The 26,158-nt window shown below is 64.7% G+C and carries 24 protein-coding genes and 2 pseudogenes; 11 read left to right on the top strand and 15 right to left on the bottom strand.

From position 1 onward, the window contains the following. Positions 1 to 18 precede the first annotated feature (18 nt). Positions 19 to 1,002 carry a LysR family transcriptional regulator gene (locus HU751_RS13725; RefSeq protein WP_186731993.1) on the top strand — a complete coding sequence of 328 codons (984 nt, stop codon included), beginning with the start codon at positions 19 to 21 and terminating at the stop codon, positions 1,000 to 1,002. Here HU751_RS13725 and HU751_RS13720 read toward each other — a convergent pair. Next, the gene (locus tag HU751_RS13720) at positions 902 to 1,588 is read right to left on the bottom strand and encodes a Crp/Fnr family transcriptional regulator (protein WP_186731992.1); all 687 of its coding nucleotides are present in this window, start codon (positions 1,586 to 1,588) and stop codon (positions 902 to 904) included. The genes HU751_RS13725 and HU751_RS13720 overlap by 101 nt on opposite strands. A gap of 92 nt (positions 1,589 to 1,680) precedes the next feature. Between HU751_RS13720 and HU751_RS13715 the strand changes: the two genes are divergently transcribed. Then, a complete protein-coding gene (locus HU751_RS13715; RefSeq protein WP_186731991.1) occupies positions 1,681 to 2,205 on the top strand; it encodes an Mpo1 family 2-hydroxy fatty acid dioxygenase in 525 nt (174 codons plus the stop codon). 78 nt (positions 2,206 to 2,283) lie between these two features. Here the strand turns inward: HU751_RS13715 and pcaC are convergent, their stop codons facing one another. The 9 genes from pcaC to pcaR form a co-directional block, all read right to left on the bottom strand. Next, on the bottom strand, positions 2,284 to 2,685 hold the full coding sequence (pcaC, locus tag HU751_RS13710; protein ID WP_186713129.1) for a 4-carboxymuconolactone decarboxylase: 402 nt from the start codon (positions 2,683 to 2,685) through the stop codon (positions 2,284 to 2,286). Between the two features lie 10 nt (positions 2,686 to 2,695). Beyond that, positions 2,696 to 3,487: a 3-oxoadipate enol-lactonase gene (pcaD, locus tag HU751_RS13705; RefSeq protein ID WP_186731990.1), complete on the bottom strand. Its 792-nt coding sequence runs from the start codon at positions 3,485 to 3,487 to the stop codon at positions 2,696 to 2,698. A gap of 12 nt (positions 3,488 to 3,499) precedes the next feature. Further along, complete coding sequence (locus HU751_RS13700) at positions 3,500 to 4,852, bottom strand: 3-carboxy-cis,cis-muconate cycloisomerase (protein WP_186731989.1); 1,353 nt, start codon at positions 4,850 to 4,852, stop codon at positions 3,500 to 3,502. A 9-nt stretch (positions 4,853 to 4,861) separates the two neighbouring features. Further along, entirely contained in the window at positions 4,862 to 6,151 is a 1,290-nt protein-coding gene (locus tag HU751_RS13695; protein ID WP_050703912.1) for an MFS family transporter, read from the bottom strand. Between the two features lie 165 nt (positions 6,152 to 6,316). Continuing rightward, the gene (gene pcaF / locus HU751_RS13690; RefSeq protein WP_186732092.1) at positions 6,317 to 7,522 is read right to left on the bottom strand and encodes a 3-oxoadipyl-CoA thiolase; all 1,206 of its coding nucleotides are present in this window, start codon (positions 7,520 to 7,522) and stop codon (positions 6,317 to 6,319) included. Continuing rightward, positions 7,519 to 8,298 carry a CoA-transferase subunit beta gene (locus tag HU751_RS13685; protein ID WP_186731988.1) on the bottom strand — a complete coding sequence of 260 codons (780 nt, stop codon included), beginning with the start codon at positions 8,296 to 8,298 and terminating at the stop codon, positions 7,519 to 7,521. The genes pcaF and HU751_RS13685 overlap by 4 nt, the downstream gene beginning before the upstream one ends. Beyond that, complete coding sequence (locus tag HU751_RS13680; protein ID WP_028690217.1) at positions 8,295 to 9,155, bottom strand: CoA transferase subunit A; 861 nt, start codon at positions 9,153 to 9,155, stop codon at positions 8,295 to 8,297. The genes HU751_RS13685 and HU751_RS13680 overlap by 4 nt, the downstream gene beginning before the upstream one ends. A gap of 167 nt (positions 9,156 to 9,322) precedes the next feature. Further along, entirely contained in the window at positions 9,323 to 10,669 is a 1,347-nt protein-coding gene (gene pcaK / locus HU751_RS13675; RefSeq protein ID WP_186731987.1) for a 4-hydroxybenzoate transporter PcaK, read from the bottom strand. 360 nt (positions 10,670 to 11,029) lie between these two features. Beyond that, a complete protein-coding gene (gene pcaR, locus HU751_RS13670) occupies positions 11,030 to 11,899 on the bottom strand; it encodes a pca regulon transcriptional regulator PcaR (protein ID WP_050703907.1) in 870 nt (289 codons plus the stop codon). A 567-nt stretch (positions 11,900 to 12,466) separates the two neighbouring features. On the opposite strand from pcaR, the gene HU751_RS13665 reads away from it, so the two are divergent. Both HU751_RS13665 and HU751_RS13660 read left to right on the top strand, forming a co-directional pair. Then, positions 12,467 to 12,667: a hypothetical protein gene (locus HU751_RS13665; protein WP_050703906.1), complete on the top strand. Its 201-nt coding sequence runs from the start codon at positions 12,467 to 12,469 to the stop codon at positions 12,665 to 12,667. Positions 12,668 to 12,979: 312 nt separating this feature from the next. Beyond that, positions 12,980 to 14,452 carry an inorganic phosphate transporter gene (locus HU751_RS13660; protein ID WP_028690222.1) on the top strand — a complete coding sequence of 491 codons (1,473 nt, stop codon included), beginning with the start codon at positions 12,980 to 12,982 and terminating at the stop codon, positions 14,450 to 14,452. A 122-nt stretch (positions 14,453 to 14,574) separates the two neighbouring features. On the opposite strand, the gene HU751_RS13655 is transcribed toward HU751_RS13660, so the two are convergent. After that, on the bottom strand, positions 14,575 to 16,050 hold the full coding sequence (locus tag HU751_RS13655; protein ID WP_186731986.1) for a helicase HerA-like domain-containing protein: 1,476 nt from the start codon (positions 16,048 to 16,050) through the stop codon (positions 14,575 to 14,577). Between the two features lie 172 nt (positions 16,051 to 16,222). Here HU751_RS13655 and HU751_RS27335 point away from each other — a divergent pair. The 5 genes and pseudogenes from HU751_RS27335 to HU751_RS27110 all read left to right on the top strand — a co-directional run. Continuing rightward, positions 16,223 to 17,239 (top strand): annotated as a pseudogene (locus HU751_RS27335) (HAMP domain-containing protein); the annotation flags it as partial. A gap of 93 nt (positions 17,240 to 17,332) precedes the next feature. Then, a complete protein-coding gene (locus tag HU751_RS27330; protein WP_371263123.1) occupies positions 17,333 to 18,097 on the top strand; it encodes a methyl-accepting chemotaxis protein in 765 nt (254 codons plus the stop codon). A 159-nt stretch (positions 18,098 to 18,256) separates the two neighbouring features. After that, the gene (gene gpgS, locus HU751_RS13645) at positions 18,257 to 19,378 is read left to right on the top strand and encodes an N-acetylglucosaminyl phosphatidylglycerol synthase (protein WP_186731984.1); all 1,122 of its coding nucleotides are present in this window, start codon (positions 18,257 to 18,259) and stop codon (positions 19,376 to 19,378) included. Then, entirely contained in the window at positions 19,371 to 20,132 is a 762-nt protein-coding gene (gpgD, locus tag HU751_RS13640) for an N-acetylglucosaminyl phosphatidylglycerol deacetylase (RefSeq protein WP_186731983.1), read from the top strand. The genes gpgS and gpgD overlap by 8 nt, the downstream gene beginning before the upstream one ends. Positions 20,133 to 20,168: 36 nt before the next feature. After that, a pseudogene (locus HU751_RS27110) lies at positions 20,169 to 20,270 on the top strand (UPF0104 family protein); the annotation flags it as partial. Between the two features lie 154 nt (positions 20,271 to 20,424). Here HU751_RS27110 and purU read toward each other — a convergent pair. Further along, positions 20,425 to 21,276 carry a formyltetrahydrofolate deformylase gene (purU, locus tag HU751_RS13630; protein WP_186731981.1) on the bottom strand — a complete coding sequence of 284 codons (852 nt, stop codon included), beginning with the start codon at positions 21,274 to 21,276 and terminating at the stop codon, positions 20,425 to 20,427. 301 nt (positions 21,277 to 21,577) lie between these two features. On the opposite strand from purU, the gene mvaT reads away from it, so the two are divergent. After that, a complete protein-coding gene (mvaT, locus tag HU751_RS13625; RefSeq protein WP_050703899.1) occupies positions 21,578 to 21,955 on the top strand; it encodes a histone-like nucleoid-structuring protein MvaT in 378 nt (125 codons plus the stop codon). A gap of 76 nt (positions 21,956 to 22,031) precedes the next feature. On the opposite strand, the gene sbcB is transcribed toward mvaT, so the two are convergent. The 3 genes from sbcB to HU751_RS13610 form a co-directional block, all read right to left on the bottom strand. Beyond that, positions 22,032 to 23,462, bottom strand: coding sequence for an exodeoxyribonuclease I (gene sbcB, locus HU751_RS13620; RefSeq protein WP_186731980.1), 1,431 nt, complete (start codon positions 23,460 to 23,462; stop codon positions 22,032 to 22,034). Positions 23,463 to 23,523: 61 nt separating this feature from the next. After that, on the bottom strand, positions 23,524 to 23,883 hold the full coding sequence (locus HU751_RS13615) for a PilZ domain-containing protein (protein WP_023631126.1): 360 nt from the start codon (positions 23,881 to 23,883) through the stop codon (positions 23,524 to 23,526). Between the two features lie 123 nt (positions 23,884 to 24,006). Then, positions 24,007 to 24,393: a tetratricopeptide repeat protein gene (locus tag HU751_RS13610; RefSeq protein ID WP_050703897.1), complete on the bottom strand. Its 387-nt coding sequence runs from the start codon at positions 24,391 to 24,393 to the stop codon at positions 24,007 to 24,009. Positions 24,394 to 24,574: 181 nt separating this feature from the next. Here HU751_RS13610 and pyk point away from each other — a divergent pair, with 181 nt between their 5' ends. Next, positions 24,575 to 26,026 carry a pyruvate kinase gene (pyk, locus tag HU751_RS13605; protein ID WP_186731979.1) on the top strand — a complete coding sequence of 484 codons (1,452 nt, stop codon included), beginning with the start codon at positions 24,575 to 24,577 and terminating at the stop codon, positions 26,024 to 26,026. Positions 26,027 to 26,158: the final 132 nt, after the last annotated feature.

Below are 26,158 nucleotides of genomic sequence, written 5' to 3'. Positions count from 1 at the left end.
CCGCACCAGAGCCCGAGCATGGACCTCCGCCAACTGCGCTATTTCATCGCCCTCACCGAATACCGCAGTTTCGTCCGCGCCGCCGAAGCCATGGGCATCACCCAACCCGCCTTCAGCCGCGCCATCCAGAACCTCGAACAGGCCTTCGGCTGCGCCCTGGTCGATCGCGCCAACAAGTCGCTGCCCCCCACGCCCGAGGGACAAGTTGTACTGCAACACGCCCGTCGCCTGGTGCAAGGCGCGGCGCAGTTGAACAACGAAGTGCTGCAGATGACCAAGCTCGATGCCGGCGAACTGCATTTCGGCAGCGGCCCGGCCCTGGCCGTGCGCCTGGTGCCCCAGGCCCTGCAACACTTCATCGAGCGCCATCCGGGCATCCGCACCGCGCTGCTGGTGGACAACGCCGAACGCCTGGGCCAGGCCCTGCGGCGCGAGCAGATCGAGTTCTTCGTCGATGACGTGCGCCCGTTCGAGGCCGACCCGAACTTCCACACCGAAGCGCTGACCCCGCGCCCCGGCCTGTTCTTCTGCCGCCCCGGGCACCCGCTGCTGGCCAAGGACAGCCTGTCAACCAACGACCTGTTCGCCTATCCCCTGGCCAGCGCGCTGTTGGCGCCGGGCGTGCGCAAGCGCCTGGCCAACCTCAGCGGACGCAGCGACTTCACCCCGCACCTGCAGACCGAGCACCTGGCGGTGCTGCGCAGCGTGGTGCTGGCCAGCGATGCCATCGGCACGGCCAGCGAAGAGGCGGTGGCCGAGGACCTGGCCGCCGGCGATCTGGTGCGCTTGCACTGGCGCAACCTGCCCCCGGGCCTGGAAGTGCTCAGCGTACGCTGCGGGGTGATCAGCCGCAGCGGCTATCGCCTGTCACCGGCGGCGCGGGCGATGATCGACACCCTGGTCAGCCTGGATGCTGCCCCATCGCCCGCAGACGCCGGGCATCGACAATCTCCACCTCGCCATAGCCCAGGCGCACCACGCCGGACTGCTCGAAGCTCTTGAGGATCTGGTTGATGGTCTGGCGCGACAGCGACAACATCAGCGCCAGCTGTTCCTGGGACACCTGCAGCCGCCACTGGGCGACATCGCGCTCGCCGTAGCCTTCGGCCATCTGCAGCAGACGCTGGGCCACCCGCGGCGCGGCGGCCAGCAGGCTCTGCTGCTCCAGGGCAACGAACACCCAGCGCAACTTGTGGCTCATCAGCAAGGCCAGCTCACGCCAATGCACAGGCTCGCGCGCCAGCCACTCGAGCAGCGGCGCCTGGGGGATCCACAGCAGGCGCGTCGGCCCTTCGGCATAGGCGTCGTGGGTACGCGGCTGACCGTCGAACAGGCTTATCTCACCAAACCAGTGGGGCGACTCGACCAGCGTCAGCAGCGCCTCCTTGCCCTCGCTGCTGACCGAGCCGACCCGCATCGCCCCCTCGAGCACCGCATACAGGCCACAGGGCGCATCGCCACGCTGGAACAGGCATTGCCCCGGCGCCAGCTCGCGCGCACGGCCCAGGGCCAGCAGGCTATCCTGAACGGTAGCGGGCAATTGCCGGAACCACTGGCCATGCAGCAGCTGGGTACGCGGATCGTGCATGGCGCCTCGCAAAACGAACTCTGTCGGCCAGGCGACAGACGACGGTGACTGAACAGGGGCAAGCTGCGCCCACCCCTGATGGAGGAACAACAATGAAAAACCTCGTCGAGCACCTGAGTCAATACGCGGCCTACCACCGCGATCCGCGCAACATCGCCACCCACTTCATCGGCATTCCGCTGATCGTGCTGGCCGTGACCATCCTGCTGTCGCGCCCCGGCTGGGACCTGGCCGGCATCTGGCTGTCGCCGGCGCTGTTGCTGGCGGGCTGGTCGGTGTGGTTCTACCTGCGCCTGGACCTGCGCTTCGGGCTGGTGATGGGCCTGCTGCTGGGGCTGTGCCTGTGGGCCGGCCAGGCACTGGCCGTGCAGAGCACCGGGTTGTGGCTGAGCGCCGGGCTGGGGGCGTTCGTGGTAGGCTGGATCATCCAGTTTGTCGGCCACTGGTATGAGGGGCGCAAGCCGGCGTTCGTCGATGACCTGAGCGGGTTGATCATCGGGCCGCTGTTCGTGGTGGCGGAGCTGGCGTTCATGGCCGGGCTGTGCCCTGAGCTGAAAAAAGCCGTGGAGGCCAATGCCGGGCCGGTGGCCATCCGCCAGAAGAAAGCGGCGATCTGACCCCACCTCGAGGCATGCGCAGTCCCTGTAGGAGCGGCCTTGTGTCGCGATGGGCTGCGCAGCAGCCCCGGCAATCTCTCAAGTCACCTGAGTGCGCGACTCCACCCCCAGCTCATCCCACACCGACTCGGCCAGATGGAACGTGGCGTTGGCCGCCGGGATCCCGCAGTAGATCGCGCTCTGCATGATCACCTCCTTGATCTCCTCCCGCGTCACGCCATTATTGGCGGCGGCGCGCAGGTGCAGCTTGAGCTCTTCATTGCGGTTCATGCCGATCAACATGGCGATGGTGATCAGGCTGCGGGTATGCCGCGGCAACCCCGGACGCGTCCAGATATCGCCCCAGGCGTGCCGGGTGATCATCTCCTGGAACTCGCCGTTGAAGTCGTTGAGTTTCTCCAGGCTGCGGTCGACATGAGCGTCGCCCAGTACCGCGCGGCGCACCTGCATGCCCGCCTCGTAGCGTTGCTTCTCGTCCACGGTGTACTCCTCAGCGACTCGACAGGAAGTCGAGCACACGGCGGCTGAACGGCGCGCCGATCTCGACATTGGACAGGTGCGCCGCCGCAAACTCAACGTACTCGGCGCCGAGGATCCCGGCCTGCATGAAGCGACCGTGCTCGGGTGTGGTCACCGCATCGGCGGTGCCGGCCACGATCAGGGTCGGCACCTGAATATGGTTGAGCTGGTCACGGAAATCGGCATCGCGCACCGCGGCGCAATTGGCCGCGTAGCCTTCCGGCGAAGTCTGCGCCAACATCTGGCAGATACGCAGGGTGCGTTCCGGCTCGGCGGCGGCGAACGCCGGGGTGAACCAGCGAGCGATGGACGCATCGCGCAGATCGGCCATGGCCTGTCGGCCGCCCGCAAGCACGGTGTCGATGCGGGTATTCCACACCTCGTCGTTGGCGATCTTCGCCGCGGTGTTGCACAGGGTCAGGCTGAGCAGGCGGTTTCCCGCGCTGATGCCCAGCCACTGACCGATCAGACCACCCATGGACAGGCCGATGAAGTGGGCCTTCTCGATATCCAGGGCATCGAGCAGGGCCAGCACGTCGCCACCCAGTTGCTCGATGCTGTAGGGGCCCTCGGTGACCAGCGAACCGCCATGCCCCCGGGTGTCATAGCGCAGCACACGGAAATGCCCGGCCCATGCCGGGATCTGCGCATCCCACATGTGCAGGTCGGTGCCCAGCGAGTTGGACAGGACCAGCACCGGCGCATCGGCCGGACCGTCGAGTTGGTAATGCAATGCGCCATCGGCCAGTTGCAGGTGCGCCACAGCGGTCTCCTTTCAGGCAGTGAATCGTTGATGTTCGGCCACGGCCCGTGCCACCCAGACACGGGCCTGGCCGAGGTAATGGGCAGGGTCGAGCAGACGGTCGAGCTCGTCAGCGGACAGTTCGGCGCTGACCTGCGGTTCGTCGCCGAGCACGGCACGCAGGTGGCGCCCCTCGGCCACGGCGCGCTGGCAGCATTGCTCCAGCAGGTCATGGGCACGCTCGCGCCCCAGGCGCTGGGCGAGCACGATACTGACCGCCTCGGCCAGCACCAGGCCTTGGGTCAGGTCCAGGTTGCGGCGCATACGGGCAGTGTCCACCTCCATGCCCTCGGCGATCAGCTGTGCCTGGCGCAGGGCGCCGGAGACCAGGCAGCAGATTTCCGGCAGGGTTTCCCATTCGGCGTGCCACAGGCCGAGGCTGCGCTCGTGCTCCTGAGGCATCGCGGCGAACAGTGTCGAGACCAGTCCCGGCACGCGGGTGGCGGCACCGATCAGCACCGCAGCACCCACCGGGTTGCGCTTGTGCGGCATGGTCGAGGACCCGCCCTTGCCCGGCGCGCCGGGCTCGAACAGCTCGCCCGCCTCTGTCTGCATCAGCAGGCTGACATCCCGGCCGAACTTGCCCAGGCTGCCGGCAACCAGGCCCAGTACCGCGGCGAATTCCACCAGGCGGTCACGCTGGGTGTGCCACGGTTGTTCGGGCAAGGACAGTTTCAACTGCGCGGCCAGGGCCTCGGCCACCGGCAAGGCCTTGCTGCCCAGCGCCGCCAGGCTGCCGGAGGCGCCGCCGAACTGCAGCACCAGCAGGCGCGGGCGCAGCTCCTTGAGGCGCTGACGATGACGAGTCAGGGCGCCGAGCACACCGGCCAGCTTCATCCCCAGCGTCACCGGCGTCGCATGCTGCAGCCAGGTACGCCCCACCAGCGGCGTGTCGGCATGCTGCAGCGCCTGGCGGGCCAGGGTGTCGGCCAGCTTGCCGAGGTCGCGGTCGATCAGCGCCAGGGCGTCACGCAGTTGCAGCACCAGGCCGCTGTCCATCGCATCCTGGCTGGTGGCGCCCAGGTGCACGTAGCGCTCGGCCTCGGGCACGCCGCTGGCGACCACCTTGCCCAGGGCCTTGACCAAGGGAATCGCCGAGTTGCCGGCGATGGCGATGGCATCGGCCAAGGCGCGCACGTCATAGCGCTCGGCCTTGCAGGCCGTCTCAATGGCGCTCACCGCCGTGTGCGGCACCAGCCCGGCACCTGCCTCGGCGCGGGCCAGGGCAGCCTCGAAATCGAGCATGCCCTGCAGCCGGCCACGGTCGGAGAAGATCTCGCGCATCGCCGGCGCGGTGAAGTAGGCATCGAACAGTTGGTTGCTCATGCAACGTCCTTAGTGGTCATGGTGCAGGTACGCCGCCTGCTTGGGCAGGCGCAGGCTGAACAGGAAGGCCACCGCCATCATCGCGGTCACGTACCAGTAGAAGGTGTTCTCCATCCCTAACGTTTTCAAGCCCAGCGCCACGTATTCGGCCGAGCCGCCGAACACCGCGTTGGCCACCGCGTAGGCCAGCCCCACCCCGAGCGCACGGACCTGCGGCGGGAACATCTCGGCCTTTACCAGGCCGCTGATGGAGGTGTAGAAACTGACGATGCACAGCGCCAGGGTCACCAGCACGAAGGCCATGAACGGGCTGCTCACGGTCTTCAGCGCCATCAGCAACGGCACGGTGAAGAGCGTCCCGAGGGCGCCGAACAGCAGCATCGAATTGCGTCGGCCAATACGGTCGGAGAGCATGCCGAACACCGGCTGCAGGATCATGAACAGGAACAGCGCGCCGGTCATGACGAAACTGGCGCTCTTGGCGTTCATGCCGGCAGTGTTGACCAGGTACTTCTGCATGTAGGTGGTGAAGGTGTAGAAGATCAGCGAGCCACCAGCGGTGTAGCCCAGCACGGTGATGAAGGCGGCGGCATGGTTGCGGAACAACCCTCGGATGGTACCGGCCTCCTTGTCCTGGCGGGTCTCGGCGCTGCTGGTCTCCTTCAGCGAGCGGCGCAGCATCAGCGAGATCAGCGCGGCGATGGCGCCGACCACGAACGGGATACGCCAGCCGTATGCCCGCAGCTCCTCCTCGCTGAGCAGCTGTTGCAGGATCACCACCACCAGCACCGCCAGCAACTGGCCGCCGATCAGGGTGACGTACTGGAACGAGGCGAAGAAGCCGCGCTGGCCGCGCAAGGCCACTTCGCTCATGTAGGTGGCGGTGGTGCCGTACTCGCCGCCCACCGACAGGCCCTGGATCAGCCGCGCCAGGAGCAGCAGCGCCGGCGCCCAGGCGCCGATGCTGGCGTAGGTGGGCAGGCAGGCGATGATCAGCGAGCCGCCGCACATCATCAGCACAGAGATCATCAGCGAATTCTTGCGCCCGTGGCGGTCGGCCAGGCGGCCGAAGATCCAGCCACCGATGGGGCGCATCAGGAAGCCCGCGGCGAACACGCCGGCGGTGTTGAGCAACTGCACGGTGGGGTCGTCGGAGGGGAAGAAGGCCGGGGCAAAGTAGATCGCGCAGAAGGCGTAGACATAGAAGTCGAACCATTCCACCAGGTTGCCCGACGAAGCGCCGACGATGGCGAAGATCCGCTTGCTGCGTTCTTCGCCGGTGTAATAGCTGGAAGTCATGGTGTTTTCACTCCTGGGAGGTCACTGCAAAGTCTAGACATACCCAGTAACAATCTAATTCCGCTGTCAGCCCAATCGCGGGGCAAGCCCGCTCCCACGATTGCCCCCGCAATTGCCTGGAAACAGCGTGGGAGCGGGCTTGCCCCGCGATTGGGCCGATGCCGGTCAAACCCGCTCGATGGCCAACGCCAGGCCCTGACCGACGCCCACACACATGGTCGCCAGTCCCTTGCGCCCGCCACTCCTCTCCAGCTGATGCAACGCCGTCAGCACCAACCGCGCCCCGCTCATCCCCAGCGGATGCCCCAGGGCAATCGCACCACCGTTAGGGTTGACCTGCGGCGCATCATCCGCCACGCCCAGCTCGCGCAGCACCGCCAGTCCCTGGCTGGCAAACGCCTCGTTGAGCTCGATGACATCGAAATCCGCCACGGCCACGCCCAGCCGCTCGGTCAGCTTGCGCACCGCCGGCACCGGGCCGATGCCCATTACCCGCGGTGCCACGCCGGCACTGGCCATGCCCAGCACCCGGGCCCGCGGAGTCAAGCCATGTTTCTTCACGGCATCGGCCGAGGCCAGGATCAGTGCGGCGGCGCCATCGTTGACGCCCGAGGCATTGCCTGCGGTAACCGTCTTGTCAGGGCCATTGACCGGTTTGAGCCTGTTCAGCGCCTCCAGCGTGGTGTCCGGGCGCAAGTGCTCATCCTGCTCGACCACGGTCTCGCCTTTTTTATGGGCGATACGCACCGGCACGATCTCTTCGGCGAAGTAGCCGGCAGCCTGCGCGGCGGCGGCCTTCTGCTGGCTGCGCAGGGCAAAGGCGTCCTGATCCGCGCGCGACACCCGGTAATCGTCAGCGACGTTGTCGGCGGTCTCTGGCATGGAGTCCACGCCATGTTGCGCCTTCATCAACGGATTGACGAAGCGCCAGCCGATAGTGGTGTCCTCGAGCTTCATGTTGCGCGAGTAGCCGCTCTCGGCCTTGCCCATCACGAACGGCGCGCGGGACATCGACTCGACGCCACCGGCGATGGCCAGCTCCATCTCACCACTGGCGATGGCGCGAAACGCACTGCCGATGGCGTCCATGCCCGAGGCGCACAGGCGGTTGAGGGTCACACCGGGAATGCTCTGCGGCAAGCCGGCCAGCAGCAGCGCCATGCGCGCCACGTTGCGGTTGTCCTCGCCGGCCTGGTTGGCGCAGCCGAGGAACACTTCGTCGAGCAGCTCCCACTGCACCTGCGGATTGCGCTCGACCAGCGCCTTGAGCGGCACCGCCGCCAGGTCGTCGGCGCGCACACTGGCCAAGGCGCCGCCAAAGCGGCCAATGGGGGTACGGATGGCGTCACAGATAAAGACGTCACGCATCAGGCTTCTCCTGCCGTCTGGCCATGGGCGGCGTCGGTGCGCGCTTCGAGGTCGCGCAGGGCGGACAGCTCGACGTCGCTGGGTGCCGCGGTCTGCTGCACGTCGTCGGCGAAGCGAATCGCCCAGCCAGTGGCGGCAACGATCTGCTCGCGGGTCACGCCCGGGTGGATCGAGGTGACCACGAATTCATGGGTGTCCGCTTCCGGCGCCATGATGCACAGGTCGGTGATAATGCCGACCGGCCCGTCGCCAGGCAGGCCCAGGCGCTTGCGCGAGTCACCGCCTTCGCCGTGGCCGACCGAGGTGATGAAATCGAGCTTGTCGACGAAGGCGCGCGGCGACTGCTTGAGGATGATCAGCACCTGCTTGGCGGAACCGGCAATCTCCGGCGCGCCGCCGGCACCCGGCAGACGAGTCTTAGGCGCGTGGTAGTCGCCGACCACCGTGGTGTTGATATTGCCGAAGCGGTCGACCTGGGCCGCGCCGAGGAAACCGACGTCGATGCGCCCGCCCTGCAGCCAGTAGCGGAAGATCTCGCCAGTCGGCACCACGGTGTCGGCGGTTTCGGCCAGCTCGCCGTCACCGATGGACAGCGGCAGCACGCTCGGCTTGGCGCCGATCGGGCCGGACTCGTAGATCAGCACGACATCGGGCGAGGAGGTCAGGCGCGCCAGGTTGGCGGCCTTCGACGGCAGGCCGATGCCGACGAAGCACACGGCACCGTTGCGCAGGCGGCGGGCCGCCGCGACAGTCATCATCTCGGAAGTGGAATAGCTCATTGCGCGGCCTCCGCGGTGCTGGCCAGCTTGGCCTGGAATTCGGTGAAGTCCCGGGTGCCACGGATGAAGGTGTCGATCCAGGCGGTGAACGACTCGCGGTTGCGGGCGATCGGGTCCCAGGCCTGGTAGAAGCGATTGTCGCGCTCGTAGTAGCCGTGGGCGTAGGACGGGTGGGCGCCGCCGGGCACCAGGCACACCGCGCTGAGCGCCCAGGTCGGCAACACGCAGGCATTCATCGGCGCATTCAGGTCATCGACGATCTCCTCGACGGTGACGATGCAGCGCTTGGCCGCCAGGGCCGCTTCCTTCTGCACACCGAGGATGCCCCACAGCAGCACGTTGCCCTTGCGGTCGGCCTTCTGCGCGTGGATCACGGTGACATCCGGGCGCACCGACGGCACGGCGGCGAGCACCTCGCCGGTGAACGGGCAGGTGACGCTCTTGATCAGCGGATTGACCTTCGGCAGGTCGGAGCCGGCATAGGCACGCAGCACCGCGAACGGCAGGCCGGAGGCGCCGGCGACATAGGCGTTGGCCAGGTCGGCGTGGCTGTGCTCCTCGATCTCGATGGCGTGCGGCCACTGTTTCTCCACCGCGTCGCGCAGACGGTGCAGTGAACCGACGCCGGGGTTGCCGCCCCAGGAGAAGATCAGCTTGCGCGCGCAGCCGGCACCGATCAGCTGGTCGTAGATCAGGTCCGGGGTCATGCGCACCAGGGTCAGGTCGCGCTTGCCCTGGCGGATGATCTCGTGGCCGGCCGCCGTCGGGATCAGGTGGGTGAAACCTTCAAGGGCGACGCTGTCGCCATCCTGGATGAACTGCTTCACGGCCTCGTGAAGCGAGAGGATTGCTGCCATTGGAGACTCCTGGTCAGGTCGAGTCGAGTCAGTAAGCAGCGGGCCATTGCGTCGCTGCGATGGGCCCAGATTACGGCGGCTGTCGGGGTGGTAACAATCCGATAATCGCACTTTCGTGCGATTATCGAACTATTTGTTGCTCTGCTATCTAACGCGTCCCTATCGCTTCAGGTCGCGTCGGCGTGGCTCACAAGCCCCTTCACCACCACGCCGATGGTGGCCAGCGCCGCCGGCACCAGCAGTGCGGTCAACACCTGCTCGAAGGTCCACCCCAGACCCAGCAGCGTCGCCCCGCTCCAGGCACCGAGGATTGCGCCGAAGCGACCGATCCCGAGCATCCACGACACCCCGGTGGCGCGCCCCTGGGTTGGGTAGAACCGTGCCGCCAACGACGGCATGGCCGATTGCGCGCCGTTCACGCACATGCCGGCGACCAGCACCAGCGTGGCCAACACGGTGATGTTGCCCAGGCTCTGCCCCACGGCATAGGCGAACACCCCCGCCAGCAGGTAGAAGACGCCGATCACCTTGTGCGGGTTGAACCGGTCCATCGCCCAACCCACGGCCACCGCGCTGAGCACGCCGCCGAACTGGAACAACGCGCCGATGAAGGCGGCCTGCTCCATGCTCGCGCCGCTGTCACGCATCAGGGTCGGCAGCCAGCTGGTCAGCAGATAGACGATCACCAGGCCCATGAAGTAGGTCAGCCACAGCAGTACGGTGCCCAGGCCATAGGTGCCCGAGAAGATCACCGCGAACACATTGCGCGCCGCCACCGCCTTCTGTTCCGGCACACTGAAGCCCGCAGCCTGGGCCACCAGCGCCGGGGCGATCGGCGCCAGGGTCCGGCGTACCTTCTCGGTACCGCGGTTGCGCACCACCAGGAACCGCGCCGACTCCGGCAGCCAGACCAGCAGCACCAACGCCAGCAGCAATGGCAGCACCCCGCCGATCACCAACAGACTGTGCCAGCCGTAGGCCGGAATCAGCTTGGCCGAGATGAAGCCGCCCCCGGCCATGCCCAGGTTGAAGCCACAGAACATGCTGGTCACCAGCAGCGACTTGAGCCGCTCCGGGGTGTACTCGGAGAGCAAGGTGGTGGCATTGGGCATGCCCGCCCCCAGGCCCAGGCCGGTCAGAAAGCGCAGCACTAGCAACTGGTCGACATTGGTGGCGTAGGCCGAGGCCAGGCTGAACCCGCCGAACACCAGCACCGCCCCCACCAGCACGCCCTTGCGCCCGAAGCGGTCGGCCAGCGGCCCGGAGCCAAGGGCGCCGAACACCATGCCAATCAACGCGGCGCTCATCACCGGACCGAGGCTGGCACGGTCGATGCCCCATTCCTGGGACAGCGCCGGGGCGATGAAGCCCATGGCGGCGGTGTCCAGGCCATCGAGGAAGACGATCAGGAAGCACAGGATCACCACCCGCCATTGATAGCGCGACAGCGGTTGGTCATTGATGAGGGACTGGACATCGAGGCAGTTGCCGACAGCGGATTGTGGCTTGTTCATTGTTGTTATCCGGGAGTTGGGCACAGGCAGGCTACCGCGCATCGCTGATGCGCAGGAACAGGAAACGGTGGATACGACGGCTTGGGATCAGCCGGCGTGAAGCAGCACTGCGCGCGGGTGCGGCCGCGACAGCGAAGGGATGGTCTTCATGGGGATGCCCTCGGGCCTGTTGTTATTGTCCGGTCGGCGAAGCCGACTCGTGCGACAGACATTAATCAGCAGGCATGGGCGGCGCAATTCGTCGGGAACGACACTGTGCGTTTATCGAACAGGAAACGGCAGCCCGTGTTCGACTATTCAGCGCACCCGGCGCAGGAGCCGGTTTGCCGGCGATGGGGCGCAGCGCGCCCCCGGTGTTTTTCAGCCAAACAACTGATGACACAGGTCCCGACTGGCCGCCAGCAGGATCGGCAGGAAGCGCTGCTCCAGCTCCCCACGGCTGACCCGACCGACATGGGTACTCACGTTCAACGCCGCCAGCACCTGCCCCGAGGCGTCATAGATCGGCACGGCAATCGAACGCAACCCCTGTTCCAGCTCCTGGTCGACCACGCACCAGCCCTGCTCGCGCACCTGTTGGATACAGGCGAACAGCGATGCCGGGTCGTGCAGGGTACGGCTGGTCCGCGCCTTGAGGTCCGCCCGTTCCAGATATTCGTGCAGGCTGGCGTCGTCCAGCGCCGCCAGCAGGATGCGCCCCATCGACGTGCAATAGGCCGGTAACCGCCCGCCGACCGACAGGTCGACCGAGATCAACCGTTCGACCGTGGCCGAGCGCGCTATATAAAGGATGTCGTCGCCTTCCAGCGTGGCCATGTTGGCCGCTTCGTGGAGCTGGTCGCTGATCCGGTCGAGGTAGGGCTGGGCCGACACCGCCAGCGGTGTGGACGACAGGTAGGCATGGCCAAGGGTCAGCACCTTGGGCAACAGCGAATAGGTGCGCCCGTCGGTGGTGGCGTAACCCAGTTTCATCAAGGTATGCAGGCAACGCCGCACCGCCGCCCGGGGTATTTCCGTGCGGTGGCTGATCTGGGCAATGGTCAGGTGCCGCTTGCGCTCCTGGAACGCCTGGATCACCGCCAGGCCCCGAGCCAGGGAGGTCATGAAATCCGGGTCGCCGGTAAAGGCCTGGATACGCTTGGCCGCGGACGCCACGATCGGTGGTGCCAGGGTGGGGCTGGTATTGCGCGCGGGCTCGTTCGCTGGCGGGCCGCTGGTTTCTTCGCTCATGGACATGCCTCAAAAAAATCGCTACCTCGTTCGATTATCGAACGAACGGCCGATAATCGCAATTGACCGCTGACACTTTTGCTTATACCTTTCCCCTGCCACATGTGGCTTCTTTGGAGAGACTGGTCAGGTACCCACCGTAGAAGTCCCAGGCAACGGCCTCGCCTCCCAGCGAGGCCGTTTTCATTTCCGACACCCACCGGCAAACTTGCCTACCACAACAACTTGAACTTTCAGCAGTCCGCTCGGACAAAGCCTCTGTCTGCAAAGAATAACTTCAGGTCTATTGTCAATGGCGGGTAAAGAACGATAGCCTTCGAATTGCCGATTGCTATAATCGGCTCATGTTGATTGCCTGCGCGGTATAACGGATCCAATCGACAAACTTTCGTTGCCTTCCTGACGCCTGCCCGCTGCCTGAGCAGTGGCTTGCCGTGTGGTGCGCCGCAGGTCGCCCTCCCACACCCTGTCCTTGCAGTGCAACGATGTGTTCGCGTTGCCGAATTTCCACATCCTGCGTGTGCATTTAACGGCTGACGCCCAACTTCAACCTATTCAGGTATTACTGTGACGAAAGAAGAACTGCGCGCGGAACTCGAGCGCCAGGCCGAACGTTACAAGGATGTATACGGTGGTGAAGTCACCACCTATGCCGCACAACCCGACCCGGAACGCAAACCTTGGCGTAAACGCGCCAGCATTCTCGACCAGGCCTTCGCCCAGGAAATCGAGAAGATCGAAAAGGAACTGCGCAGCGACGGCGAGTGAAGTCAAGCGATGCCATAGCGCCACTATCGAGCAACGGTTGCGGCAAGGCATCCTGGGTGAAAATGCTCGATATGAAATGGAATCACACAAATTTCATACAAGCGTTTAAATTGCGGGCTCTCTACGAAAATCGTCTCAAATCGCTGATTTTTCTGAAATTTATCGATTTTTTACGACGTTTTTGCGCGAAAGCTCACCTGCGCCATGCATGTGCAGGGTCGCCATTCCCCTGCCATCGGTCAGTGGCGGGTGCATCGATTGCCATGGTTTTCTGGCATAATCCGCCCCCCCTAAGACCGCCAGACAACCTTCATGATCGATTTATTCAGCGGACTGGATGCCTGGGTTATCGTGAGCCTGACGCTCGCTCTGACCTTCGTGCTCGCATTCGAGTTCATCAATGGCTTTCATGACACCGCCAACGCGGTAGCCACTGTCATCTATACCAAGGCCATGCCACCGCACCTGGCCGTGTTCTTCTCCGGTGTGTTCAACTTCCTCGGGGTTCTGCTCGGTGGTGTCGGGGTGGCCTACGCCATCGTCCACCTGCTGCCGGTCGAACTGCTGATCAATGTGAACACCGGTCACGGCCTGGCCATGGTCTTCTCCCTGCTGGCCGCGGCCATCACCTGGAACCTCGGCACCTGGTACTTCGGTATCCCGGCCTCCAGCTCGCACACCCTGATCGGCTCGATCCTCGGCGTCGGCCTGGCCAATGCCCTGCTCAGCGACATTCCGCTGGGCGACGGCGTCAACTGGCAGAAAGCGATCGACATCGGCATGTCCCTGGTGCTCTCGCCCATGGCCGGCTTCGCTGTCGCCGCCCTGCTGCTGATCGGCCTGAAATGGTGGCGTCCGCTGTCGAAGATGCACAAAACCCCGGACCAGCGCCGCAAGCTCGACGACAAGAAGCACCCACCGTTCTGGAACCGCCTGGTGCTGGTGATCTCGGCCATGGGCGTGAGCTTCGTGCACGGCTCCAACGATGGCCAGAAAGGCATCGGCCTGATCATGCTGGTGCTGATCGGCATCGTCCCGGCCAAGTTCGTTCTCGACCTGAACAGCACCACCTACCAGATCGAACGCACCCGCGACGCCACCCTGCACCTGAGCCAGTTCTACCAGCGCAACGCCGCCACCCTGGGCGAGTTCCTGGCGCTGGGCAAGGCGCAGGCAAGCGACCTGCCGGAGCAGTTCAGCTGCAACCCGCAGCAGACCGAGCCGACCATCGCCGCACTGCAATCGTCGCTCGCCGGGGTGACCGACTACCGCGCCCTGAGCGCCGAGAAGCGCGTCGAAGTGCGTCGCTACCTGCTGTGCCTGGACGACACGGCGAAGAAGGTCGGCAAGCTGCCGGGTCTGCAGGCCCGTGAAAAGGCCGACCTGGAGAAGCTGCGCAAGGACCTGACCGCCACCACCGAGTACGCACCGTTCTGGGTGATCGTCGCCGTCGCCCTGGCCCTGGGCCTGGGCACCATGGTCGGCTGGAAGCGCGTGGTGCTGACCGTCGGCGAGAAGATCGGCAAGCAGGGCATGACCTATGCCCAGGGCATGTCGGCCCAGATCACCGCGGCCTGCGCCATCGGCATGGCCAACGTGTTCAGCCTGCCGGTGTCCACCACCCACGTGCTGTCGTCGGGCGTCGCCGGTACCATGGTCGCCAACAAGAGCGGCCTGCAGGGCGGCACCGTGAAGACCATCCTGCTGGCCTGGGTGCTCACCCTGCCGGCAACGATGGGCCTGGCCGCCGGCCTGTTCTGGCTGGCCACCAAGGCCATTGGTTGATTGCTGATGCAGTACTGAAAAAGGCGCCCCTAACAGGGCGCCTTTTTTGTATCCGTTGTCCCGTCCTGAATAAGGTTTACACGTGGGAGCGGGCTTGCCCCGCGACAGGGGCCAGAACGGGCCTAGCGTTTCTTTCCTCCCAACAACGACCCCATCAACCCACGCACCAACTGCCGCCCCAATTGATTGGCCGCCTGGCGCACCGCCGACTTGATGGCCTGCCCCGCCGCGCTCTGCAGGAACTCACCGGCCTTGTCGGCGAAGCTGTCCTCATCGGCCTTGGCCTGGGGCGCCGGCTCCACCGGCTCGCCCTTGCGCTGGGTTAGCATTTCATAGGCCGACTCACGGTCCACCGGCTTGTCATAGCGCCCTGCCAGCGGCGATGCCGCAATCAGTGCCTGCCGCTCGACTGCGCTCAACGGCCCGATCCGCGACTGCGGTGGCGCGACCAGCACCCGCTGGACCATGGCCGGCGTGCCTTTCTCTTCCAACGTCCCGACCAGAGCCTCACCAATGCCCAGCTCAGTCAGCACCGCCAGGCTGTCGAACGTCGGGTTGGGTCGGAAACCATCGGCCACCGCGCGCAGCGACTTCTGCTCCTTGGCGGTGAATGCCCGCAGGCCGTGCTGGATGCGCAGCCCCAACTGAGCCAGTACCGCATCCGGCAGGTCGCCCGGCGACTGGGTGACGAAATACACCCCAACGCCCTTGGAGCGGATCAGCCGCACCACCTGCTCCAGACGATCCTGCAACGCCTTGGGCGTACCGTTGAACAGCAGGTGCGCTTCGTCGAAGAACAGCGCCAGCACCGGCTTGTCGGCATCGCCGCGCTCCGGCAGCTGCTCGAACAGTTCAGCCAGCAGCCACAGCAGGAAGGTCGCATAGACCTTGGGCGCGTCATGTACAAGGCGGCTGGCGTCGAGCAGGTGGATACGCCCGCGACCGTCGCCTTCCGGACGCAGCAGATCCTCCAGCTGCAGCGCCGGCTCGCCGAACAGCGCCTCGGCGCCCTGCTGTTCCAGAGTCGCCAGTCGGCGCAGCAAGGCCTGCGTGGAAGCGCTGGTCATCAAGGCGCTGTCTTCGCCCAGCAGCTGGGGGTTGTCCTTCAGGTGCGCAAGCAGGGCCTTGAGGTCCTTCAGGTCGAGCAGCAGCAGGCCTTCGCGGTCGGCCACCTTGAACGCCGCATACAAGGCGGCCTGCTGGCTGTCGGTGAGCTCCAGCAGGTTGCCCAGCAGCAACGGTCCCATTTCGCTCAGGGTGGTGCGCAACGGATGCCCCGATTGCCCGGCGATATCCCAAAGACTTACCGGATAAGCCTGGGGCTTGTGGTTCAGCCAGGGCATGCCGGCAATCCGCTCGGCCACCTTGCCCTGGGGCGCCCCGGCCGCGCCCAGGCCGCACAGGTCGCCCTTCACATCCGCGGCGAATACCGCGACCCCGGCATCGCTGAACAACTCGGCCAGGTGTTGCAGGGTGACCGTCTTGCCGGTGCCGGTGGCGCCGGCCACCAGGCCATGCCGGTTGGCCAGGCGCATGGACTGGGATACCGGCTGACCATCAGGACCTGCTCCTACTACCATTCGTAAGGAATCTGACATCTTCTTTCATCCCCTGCTCAAGTTCCGTCGCGTGACAGCCGATATTTCAAAATGATTCTACCCAGAAAGACAGTAACAACCCGAAAAGGACCCACGGGAATTGTTGCACTGTTTTCCAGCCGTGCTTTGTGCGAACGACCCGATAAAAAACCTTAGCGGACACGATCACGTTATGAATAAAAGCCTTCGTTTCAGCCACAAGATTCTTCTGGCGGCATCACTGATCGTGATACTCGCCTTCAGCCTCTTCACCCTTTACAACGACTACCTCCAGCGTAACGCCATTCGCGAAGACCTGGAGAACTACCTGGCTGAGATGGGCGAGTCCACCTCCACCAATATCCGCAACCTGTTCGAAGGGCGCATCAAACTGGTCGAGAACGTCGCCCAGAACATTGCCCAGTACCCACAGAACACCGGCACCCTGCTGGGCCAGAACGCCCTCACCTCGAGCTTCCAGACCATCTACCTGGGCCAGCCCGACGGCACCTTCACCGTGCGCCCGGACACCAAGATGCCCGACGGCTACGACCCGCGCGTGCGCCCCTGGTACAAGGACGGCCTGAACGCCAACGGCCCGATCCTCACCGAACCCTACATCGACATGGCCACCAACGAGCTGGTCATCTCGATCATCAGCACCGCCTCGCGCTCGGTCGGCGTGGTCGGCGGTGACCTTGCCCTCGACGGCCTGGTGCAGATCATCAACTCGCTGAACTTCGGCGGCATGGGCTACGCCTTCCTGGTCAACGACCAGGGCAAGATCCTGGTGCACCCGGACAAGAACCTGGTGATGAAGACGCTGTCGGACCTGTTCCCGCAGAACACGCCCAGGCTGTCCAGCAACCTGACCGAAGTGACGCTCAACGGCGAAACCCGCCTGCTGACCTTCACTCCGGTCAAGGGCCTGCCTTCGGCCAACTGGTACATCGGCCTGTCGGTGGACAAGGACAAGGCCTTCTCGATGCTCAGCACCTTCCGCACTTCGGCAGTGATCGCCACGCTGGTGGCGGTGGTGATCATCATCGCCCTGCTCGGCCTGCTGATCCGCGTGCTGATGCAGCCGCTGCACACCATGACCCGCGCCATGTCGAACATCGCCGAGGGTGAAGGCGACCTGACCCGCCGCCTGGAAATCCACAACCACGACGAGTTCGGCATCCTCGGTACCGCCTTCAACCGCTTCGTCGAGCGCATCCACGGTTCGATCCGCGAGGTGTCCTCGGCCACCGAGCAGGTCAACGAAGTGGCACTGCGGGTGATCAGCGCCTCGAACTCGTCGATGAGCAACTCCGACGAGCAGTCCAACCGCACCAACAGCGTCGCCGCCGCCATCAACCAGCTCGGCGCCGCCGCCCAGGAGATCGCCGGCAACGCCGCCCAGGCCTCGCAGCATGCCAGCTCGGCGCGGCTGCTGGCCGAGGAAGGCCAGCAGGTGGTGCAGCGCAACATCGATGCGATGAACCGCCTGTCGGACCTGATCGTCACCTCCAGCGAGCATATCGAGACGCTGAACAACAAGACCGTCAACATCGGCCAGATCCTCGAAGTGATCACCAGCATTTCCCAGCAGACCAACCTGCTCGCCCTCAACGCCGCCATCGAGGCTGCCCGTGCCGGCGAGGCCGGACGTGGTTTTGCCGTGGTCGCCGACGAAGTGCGTAACCTGGCGCACCGCACCCAGGAGTCGGCACAACAGGTGCAGACCATGATCGAGGAGCTGCAGGTCGGCGCCCGCGAGTCGGTCGACACCATGGGCCAGAGCCAGCGTCACAGCCAGGACAGCATGGACATCGCCAACCAGGCCGGCGAACGCCTGGGCAGCGTCACCCAACGCATCGGCGAGATCGACGGCATGAACCAGTCGGTGGCCACCGCCACCGAAGAGCAGACCGCCGTGGTCGACTCGATCAACATGGACATCAACGAGATCAACATGCTCAACCAGGAAGGCGTCGAGAACCTGCAGGCCACCCTGCGCGCCTGCTCGGACCTCGAGCAGCAGGCCGGTCGCCTCAAGCAACTGGTCGGCAGCTTCCGCATCTGACCCGCCGCCCGCTCCCCTCGCGGGAGCGGGCTTGCCCCGCGACAGGGCGCCCCGCCAAACCCTGATCGAACAAACTATCCTTCAGGTAGGTCAACCCTCAGGCGCGTCATCGCCGGTTCATAACCGCCGAATGACTCACCCGAGGACGATCCCGGAGGGATGCTGATCGTGCACATCGCCGACATCACCATGTTCTATGCCCCGGCCAGCGGCGGCGTGCGAACCTACCTTGATGCCAAGCACCGCCGCCTAGACGCCATGCCCGGCGTTCGCCACAGCCTGCTGATTCCCGGTGCCAATGCCAGCCAGGTCGATGGTGTCTATCACGTACCCGCCCCACCCCTGCCCTTCGGCAACGGCTACCGCTTCCCGGTGCGCCTGGCGCCCTGGTGCAAGGAACTGCGCCGCCTGCGGCCCGACCTGATCGAGGTCGGCGACCCCTACCTCACCGCCTGGGCGGCCCTGGAGGCGCGGCGCAAGCTCGATGTGCCAGTGATCGGCTTCTATCACTCCGACCTGCCCCTGCTGGTGAGCAACCGCATGGGCAACTGGTTCACCCCCAATGTCGAGGCCTATGTCAGCAAGCTCTACGGGCATTTCGACCGGGTCCTGGCACCCAGCCAGGTGATGGCCGACAAGCTGCGCCGACTGGGCGTGGAGAACGTGCACGTGCAGCGCCTGGGCGTGGACCTGGCGCTGTTCAACCCCGACCGACACGACCCCGGCCTGCGCGCCGAGCTGGGCATCGCCGATACCAGCCGCCTGCTGGTGTTCGCCGGCCGCGGCTCGCGGGAAAAGAACCTGCCGGTGCTGCTCGACTGCATGCACGCGCTCGGCCAGCCCTACCACCTGCTGCTGGTGGGCTCGAACATGCCGGCCAGCGTGCCGGGCAATGTCAGCGTGATCGACCACTTCTGTCCGCCCACGCAGATTGCCCGGCTGCTGGCCAGCGCCGACCTGCTGGTGCATGCCGGCGACCAGGAAACCTTCGGTCTGGTGATCCTCGAAGCCATGGCCAGCGCCACGCCCGTGGTGGCCGTGCGCGCCGGCGCCTTCAGCGAAATCGTCGACGAGCGCTGCGGCCGGCTGTGCCCACCCAACGATGGCCAAGCCATGGCCGAAGCCGTGCGCGAAGCGTTCGACAGCGGTGTGGAACAACTGGGCCGTCAGGCACGCCAACACGTGGAGCGCCATTACAACTGGGACACCGTGGTCAACGGCCTGCTCCAGCATTACCAGGCGGTGCTCGGCCACCCGCTGCCGGTGCGCGCCCATGGCTGAGGGCCAGGCCGACACGCGCAGCCTGATGCTGGTGCTGCACGATATCGCGCCGGAAACCTGGCCGGACTACCAGCCCTTCGTCCAGGCCATCGACGCACTGGGCGGGGTGCCCATGACCTGGCTGGTGGTGCCGGACTTCCACCACCGCAACCCGCTGACCCGTTCACCCACCTTCTGCCGCCTGCTCGAGCGGCGCCTGGCCCAGGGCGACGAGCTGGCCCTGCATGGCTACTACCACGCCGACGATGGCCCGCCGCCACGCGGACCGGGCGAATATTTCATGCGCCGGATCTATACCCACGAAGGTGAATTTCATGGACTGGACCAGGCAGACGCCCTGCAACGCCTGCAGGCCGGGCTGGCCCTGTTCGAGACACAGGGCTGGCCGGTGGCGGGCTTCGTTGCCCCCGCCTGGCTGATGAGCGCGGGTACGCGCCAGGCACTGAGGCAGTTGCCACTGCGCTATACCAGCTCGTCGCGTCACCTGTACCGGCTGCCGGACTTCACCGCCTTCGAGGCCCCGGGACTGGTGTGGAGTGCCCGCAGCGCCTGGCGCCGCGGCCTGTCGAGGGTGGTCAGCGACTGGCAATGCCGCCGCTGGCGCGAAGCCGAAACCCTGCGCCTGGGCCTGCATCCGGTCGACATGCGCCACGCCAGCGCACGCAATTACTGGCTCGATACCCTGCACCAGTTGCTGGCCCAAGGTCGTGAGCCACTGACCAAGTCCGCCTGGCTGGCGCGCCAGGCCGCCTGATGAACCAACTGGGCAGGCAGCATCTGGCACTGCTGCTGGCGCGCAGTCACCTATACCTTCTGTCTGCTGGCAGGCGGGCCGGTGTTCCTGCACTTGCTGGCGCGTCCACGACTGGAGCGTCTTCGCCAGGCGGGTTGAGTCGCCCCCAGAGTTCGGCGGCACCGGGAAACTCGGTGCCGTCGTCATCGCTCAACGCCTCGGGGTCGAAGCGGGCCAGGCAGCCTTCGCCCAAGGTCGGTGGCGCCGAGGCGCCGGCCTTGTCACGCGGGCCTGCCATGCCATGGCCCTCGACTCAGTTGAACACCACGGTCTTGTTGCCGTGCACCAGCACGCGGTCTTCCAGGTGATAGCGCAGGCCACGGGCCAGGACCATCTTTTCCACGTCACGGCCGAAGCGCACCATGTCCTCGATGCTGTCGGCATGGCTGACACGCACCACGTCCTGCTCGATGATCGGGCCGGCGTCCAGTTCCTCGGTCACGTAGTGGCAGGTCGCGCCGATCAGCTTCACGCCGCGCAGTGCCGCCTGGTGGTACGGCTTGGCACCCACGAACGAGGGCAGGAAGCTGTGGTGGATGTTGATGACCTTTTCCGCGTATGCCTGGCACAGCTGCGGCGGCAGGATCTGCATGTAGCGCGCCAGCACCACGGCATCGGCGCCGCATTCGGCGACCAGGCGCGAGACCTCGGCGAACGCCGGCTGCTTGTCCTTGGGATCGACCGGCACATGGTGGAACGGAATGCCGTGCCACTCGACCATGCTGCGCAGGTCATTGTGGTTGGAGATCACGCAGGGAATCTCGCAGTCCAGCTCGTCGGTGTGCCAGCGGTGCAGCAGGTCGGCCAGGCAGTGCGACTCACGGCTTGCCATCAGCACCACGCGCTTCTTCTGCGCCGAGTCGGTGATCCGCCAGGTCATGGAGAACTCTTCGGCGATCGGGGCGAACGCCTCGCGGAAAGCCTCGATACCAAACGGCAGGGACTCGGCGCGGATCTCATGGCGCATGAAGAACCAACCGCTCTGCTCGTCGGAGTGGTGGCTGGCTTCGTTGATCCAGCCATTGTAGAGGGCCAGGAAATTACTGACTTTTGCCACGATGCCGACGCGGTCGGGGCAGGCAATCACCAGTCGATAGGTGCGCATGAGGGAGACTCCAGAACTTCGCAAAGGCGCATATTCTAGCGGCCTGCCGGGAAAAACGCAGTAAGCATCTACACCCTCGCATCAGCAAGCTCAAGGACACAGTCGCACAGGCCTATTCCCTTCTTCCCAAGGGGAAATGGCCAGTGGCCCAGACAAATTGTAAATTTTTCTTAACCTAATGACTGCGCAGTCAGTGCCTACTATTAAATCAGTGATCAATATTAAATTGTTTACTTGAGAGTTTCGCCTGTCTATTATTGCCCCCACTGCCTCTCTCTGAACATGCATTAAGGAACACACCATGTCCCTGATCAACGAATACCGCGCCACCGAAGAAGCCATCAAGGAACTTCAAGCCCGCCTGGCCAACCTGTCGCAAGACGGCAAGCTGCAAAAAGAACTGGAGTTCGAAAAGAAGCTGCGCGAACTGATGGCCGAAAACGGCAAGTCGCTGCGTGACGTGATCGCCCTGCTCGATCCGGAAAGCAAACTGAGCAAAGCCCCGCGCGGCGCAGTCAAGGCCACCGGCACCAAGCGTGCACGCAAGGTCAAGCAATACAAGAACCCGCACAACGGCGAGGTTATTGAAACCAAGGGTGGCAACCACAAGACCCTGAAAGAGTGGAAAGCCAAGTGGGGCGGCGACGTCGTCGAAAGCTGGGCTACCCTGCTGGACTGATTCGCCTGACAGGCGCATTGGTTTCAACATGAAAAACGCCGGCACTTGCCGGCGTTTTTTTGTTTATCTGCACATTTCAAAGCTGGTACTGCACTTTCAGTTGCCGGACATGGGCTTGCCAAGCCTCCAGCACCTGCCGTCCCGCTTCGCTGGCGTCGGCCCAACTGCTCTGGCATGCCTGCTCGAAGTCCGCCAGGGTATTAGGCGCACCGCAAGTAGGATCAGTAAGCCGCTGCTGACAGAACGCATGCCAACGGGCGCGCTCTTGTTCATCAAGGGTGTCGGAAAAGTTTCGCGCGCGATAGCGGAACAACAGTTCCGGCAGTCGCGGGTCATCGAACATCCATTGTCCATGTGCCAATTGCGCCGGATCCACACGCCGCACTTGTTCGCTCAGGCGCTTGTCGCGGTCGCCGAGAAAACCGTCATACAACTGTTGCTCCGGGTCTTCGCTGGGGGCAAAGCCTTCTTCCTGATAAATGATGTCCAGCTTGTCCCCCCACATGGCCTGCTGATTGGCCAACTGCTCTGCCCGTGTCTGCAATGCCGACAACTCGAGCCCCAGGCGTTGTTGATCGGCCGGGCGCAACACCGACAGGGGCGCCAATACCGGGCAGCGGTTGACATGCACCAACTTCAGCGGCACCGGTAGTTCGCCCTGGGCCATGTCTTCGTGCCGCGTATACAGGCGCTGGCGCAATGCTTCTGCACTTTCCTGGAGCAGCGGCGAAGCATCTTGTTGCAAGTCGCAGACAATCAGCGCGTTGCGGTTGCGCGGATGCCAGGCCAAAGGCAGTACCACGCCGATATAGTTGCGCTGGGCCGAGAAACGTCCGGATACATGAACCAGCGGTTGCAATAGCCGAACCTGTTCCATGACCTTGTGCTTGCTGCGCAACTGGAACAGCCAGTCATACAACCGCGGCTGCTTCTCGCGAATCAAGCGGGCAAGGGCAATGGTCGCCCGCACGTCGGAAAGCGCCTCGTGGGCATGGCCGTGGTCGATGCCATTGGCCTTGCTCAGCAGTTCCAGGCGCAGACTGGTGCGCCCGTCCTGCTGTGGCCAGACGATCCCCTCGGGGCGCAGCGCATAAGCGGTGCGGACCACATCGATCAGGTCCCAGCGGCTGTTGCCGCCCTGCCATTCCCGAGCGTAGGGGTCGAAGAAGTTGCGGTAGAGGCTGTAGCGGGTGACCTCATCGTCGAAACGCAGGGTGTTGTAGCCCGCGCCACAGGTGCCAGGGCGGACCAGCTGATCGTGGACCCGGGTCATGAACTCGGCTTCGCACAGGCCCTGGTCGGCCAGTTGCCCGGGAGTGATGCCGGTCACCAGGCAGGCCGCGGGGTGCGGCAGGATATCGTCTGAGGGGCGGCAGTAGAGACTGATCGGCGCCTCGATCTCATTGAGGTCGAGATCGGTGCGCACGCCGGCCACCTGCAGCGGGCGGTCGCTGCGCGGGTTGATGCCGGTGGTTTCGTAGTCGTGCCAGAAAATGCTGGAGCTCACGGGGTCTTCCTGTATCGAGGTCGACCAGAGTCTAACGGCACGTGGGAGGGCTGGGCCAGCCTCAGGCGGAGGCGTTCATGGGCCGGAAGCTGAAGAAGTCGCGCAGGGAGCGGACGAACTCATCGTATTCCTGCGGTGCCTGCAGCAGCATGAAGCCGGCATCGAAATGCCCCGGCGTCTCATCCTCGCGGCACCACAGGCAACTGGCCGTCAGGTTGATAAATTGCAGGCCACCGCCGGCGAGGGGCACCCGCAATTGCAGCTCGAAATCCGGCCCCACCAGCACCGGCAACTGGCTGATCAGCATCAGGCCGTCTTCCGAGGCGTTGCCCAGATAGCCGATCTGCTGGTCGGTGCAGCGGTTGAACACCTTGAGCACGCAAGGCAGTTGATGACGTTGTATGTGTCGCTCGATAAACATGATCGCAGTGAAATCCTGTACCTGGGGCCAGGAAGACAAGGTACTGGCGATGATCGTGACAACTCTCTAACAGATTAGCCCAGTCCGACGGACGGACTACATGAAATCATCGACACATTAGGATTAACGCCAAGGTGTAGTGTTCACCGGACTGGCCACCGTCGCCTCGCTGCCGCGCAGGTGCCCGAGCTTTTCCAGCGTCTGCAGACGGGCCTGGGCACGGTAGGCGTACTCGTTGCGCGGGTACTGCTGGATCAGGTACTGGTAGGTCTGCGCCGCGTCGACGAAGAGCTTCTGCCGCTCCAGGCACTGGCCACGCAGCAGCGACACTTCCGGGTGGATGAACGGACGGGCGCGGCTTGTGCGGTCGACCTGCGACAGTTCCAGCATGACTTTCGCGCAATCGCCACGGTCGTAGGCGCGGTAGGCGTTGTTCAGGTGGTGGTCCATGGACCAGCGGGTGCAGCCGACGACACTGGCCGCCATGGTCAAAACGATCAGGGTGCGCATGGGAATTCTCCTTTGATGGGCAGTGTATCGGCCTTTCACGACAAATCTTCACCGCCATTTGCAAGCATACCCGTACCGTTCAAACGCAACCCTCCTTCGTGTGCGGGTAGTGCAACGGAACAATGACTACAGCGCAATTGAGGAGTAGCCTTTCGCTGCGCTTCACTATAGGAGTCTGTGCATGACCATCCGCCGTACCAAAATCGTCGCCACCCTTGGCCCCGCCAGCAATTCGCCGGAAGTGATCGAACAGCTGATCCTCGCCGGCCTGGACGTGGCACGCCTGAACTTCTCCCACGGCACCCCGGACGAGCACAAGGCCCGCGCCCGCCTGATCCGTGACATCGCCGCCAAGAACGGCCGCCATGTCGCGCTGCTGGGCGACCTGCAGGGTCCGAAGATCCGCATCGCCAAATTCGCCAACAAGCGCATCGAACTGAAAGTCGGTGACAAGTTCACCTTCTCCACCGCCCACCCGCTGACCGAAGGCAACCAGGATATCGTCGGCATCGACTACCCCGACCTGGTCAAGGACTGCGGCGTCGGTGACGAACTGCTGCTCGACGACGGCCGCGTGGTCATGCGCGTCGAAACCGCCACCGCCGATGCCCTGCACTGCGTGGTGATCATCGGTGGCCCGCTGTCCGACCACAAAGGCATCAACCGCAAAGGTGGCGGCCTGACCGCACCGGCCCTGACCGAAAAAGACAAGGCCGACATCAAGCTGGCCGCGGAAATGGACCTGGACTACCTGGCCGTGTCGTTCCCGCGTGACGCCAGCGACATGGAATACGCACGCAAGCTGCGTGACGAAGCCGGCGGCAGCGCCTGGCTGGTGGCCAAGATCGAACGCGCCGAAGCGGTCGCCGACGACGAGACCCTCGACCAGCTGATCCTCGCGTCCGACGCCGTCATGGTTGCCCGTGGCGACCTGGGCGTGGAAATCGGCGACGCCGAGCTGATCGCCATCCAGAAGAAGATCATCCAGCACGCCCGCCGCAACAACAAGGCGGTGATCGTGGCGACCCAGATGATGGAGTCGATGATCCAGAACCCGATGCCGACCCGCGCCGAAGTGTCCGACGTGGCCAACGCCGTGCTCGACAACACCGACGCGGTGATGCTGTCGGCCGAAAGCGCCGCCGGTGCCTACCCGATCGAAGCCGTGCAGGCCATGGCCCGTATCTGCTCGGGCGCCGAGAAGCACCCGACCAGCCAGAAGTCCAGCCACCGCCTGCACACCACCTTCGAGCGCTGCGACGAGTCCATCGCCCTGGCGGCCATGTACACCGCCAACCACTTCCCCGGTGTCAAGGCGATCATCGCCCTCACCGAAAGTGGCTACACCCCGCTGATCATGTCGCGCCTGCGTTCGCACGTGCCGATCTTCGCCCTGTCGCCGCACCGTGCTACCCAGGCGCGCGCGAACATGTTCCGCGGCGTCTACCCGATCGCCTTCGACCCGGCCTCGCTGCCGGCGGACAAGGTGAGCCAGGCGGCGGTCGACGAGCTGCTCAAACGCGGTCTGGTCGAGCAAGGTGACTGGGTGATCCTGACCAAGGGCGACAGCTACCACACCATCGGTGGCACCAACGGGATGAAGATCCTGCACGTGGGTGACCCGCTGGTCTGAAGCCTGCTGTAGACAAGAGCCCTGCGATGAGAGTCGCAGGGCTTTTTTATTGTCGAAAGAGCGCCGCTGACGCGCCGCATCGCGAATAAATTCGCTCCTGCACCGCCCTCTGTAGGACCGGATTCATCCGCG

The organism is Pseudomonas peradeniyensis (assembly GCF_014268935.2).
Taxonomy (GTDB): Bacteria; Pseudomonadota; Gammaproteobacteria; order Pseudomonadales; family Pseudomonadaceae; genus Aquipseudomonas; species Aquipseudomonas peradeniyensis.
The sequence above is the reverse complement of the archived record's forward strand: the minus strand, read 5'-3'. Positions and strand labels throughout refer to the sequence as shown.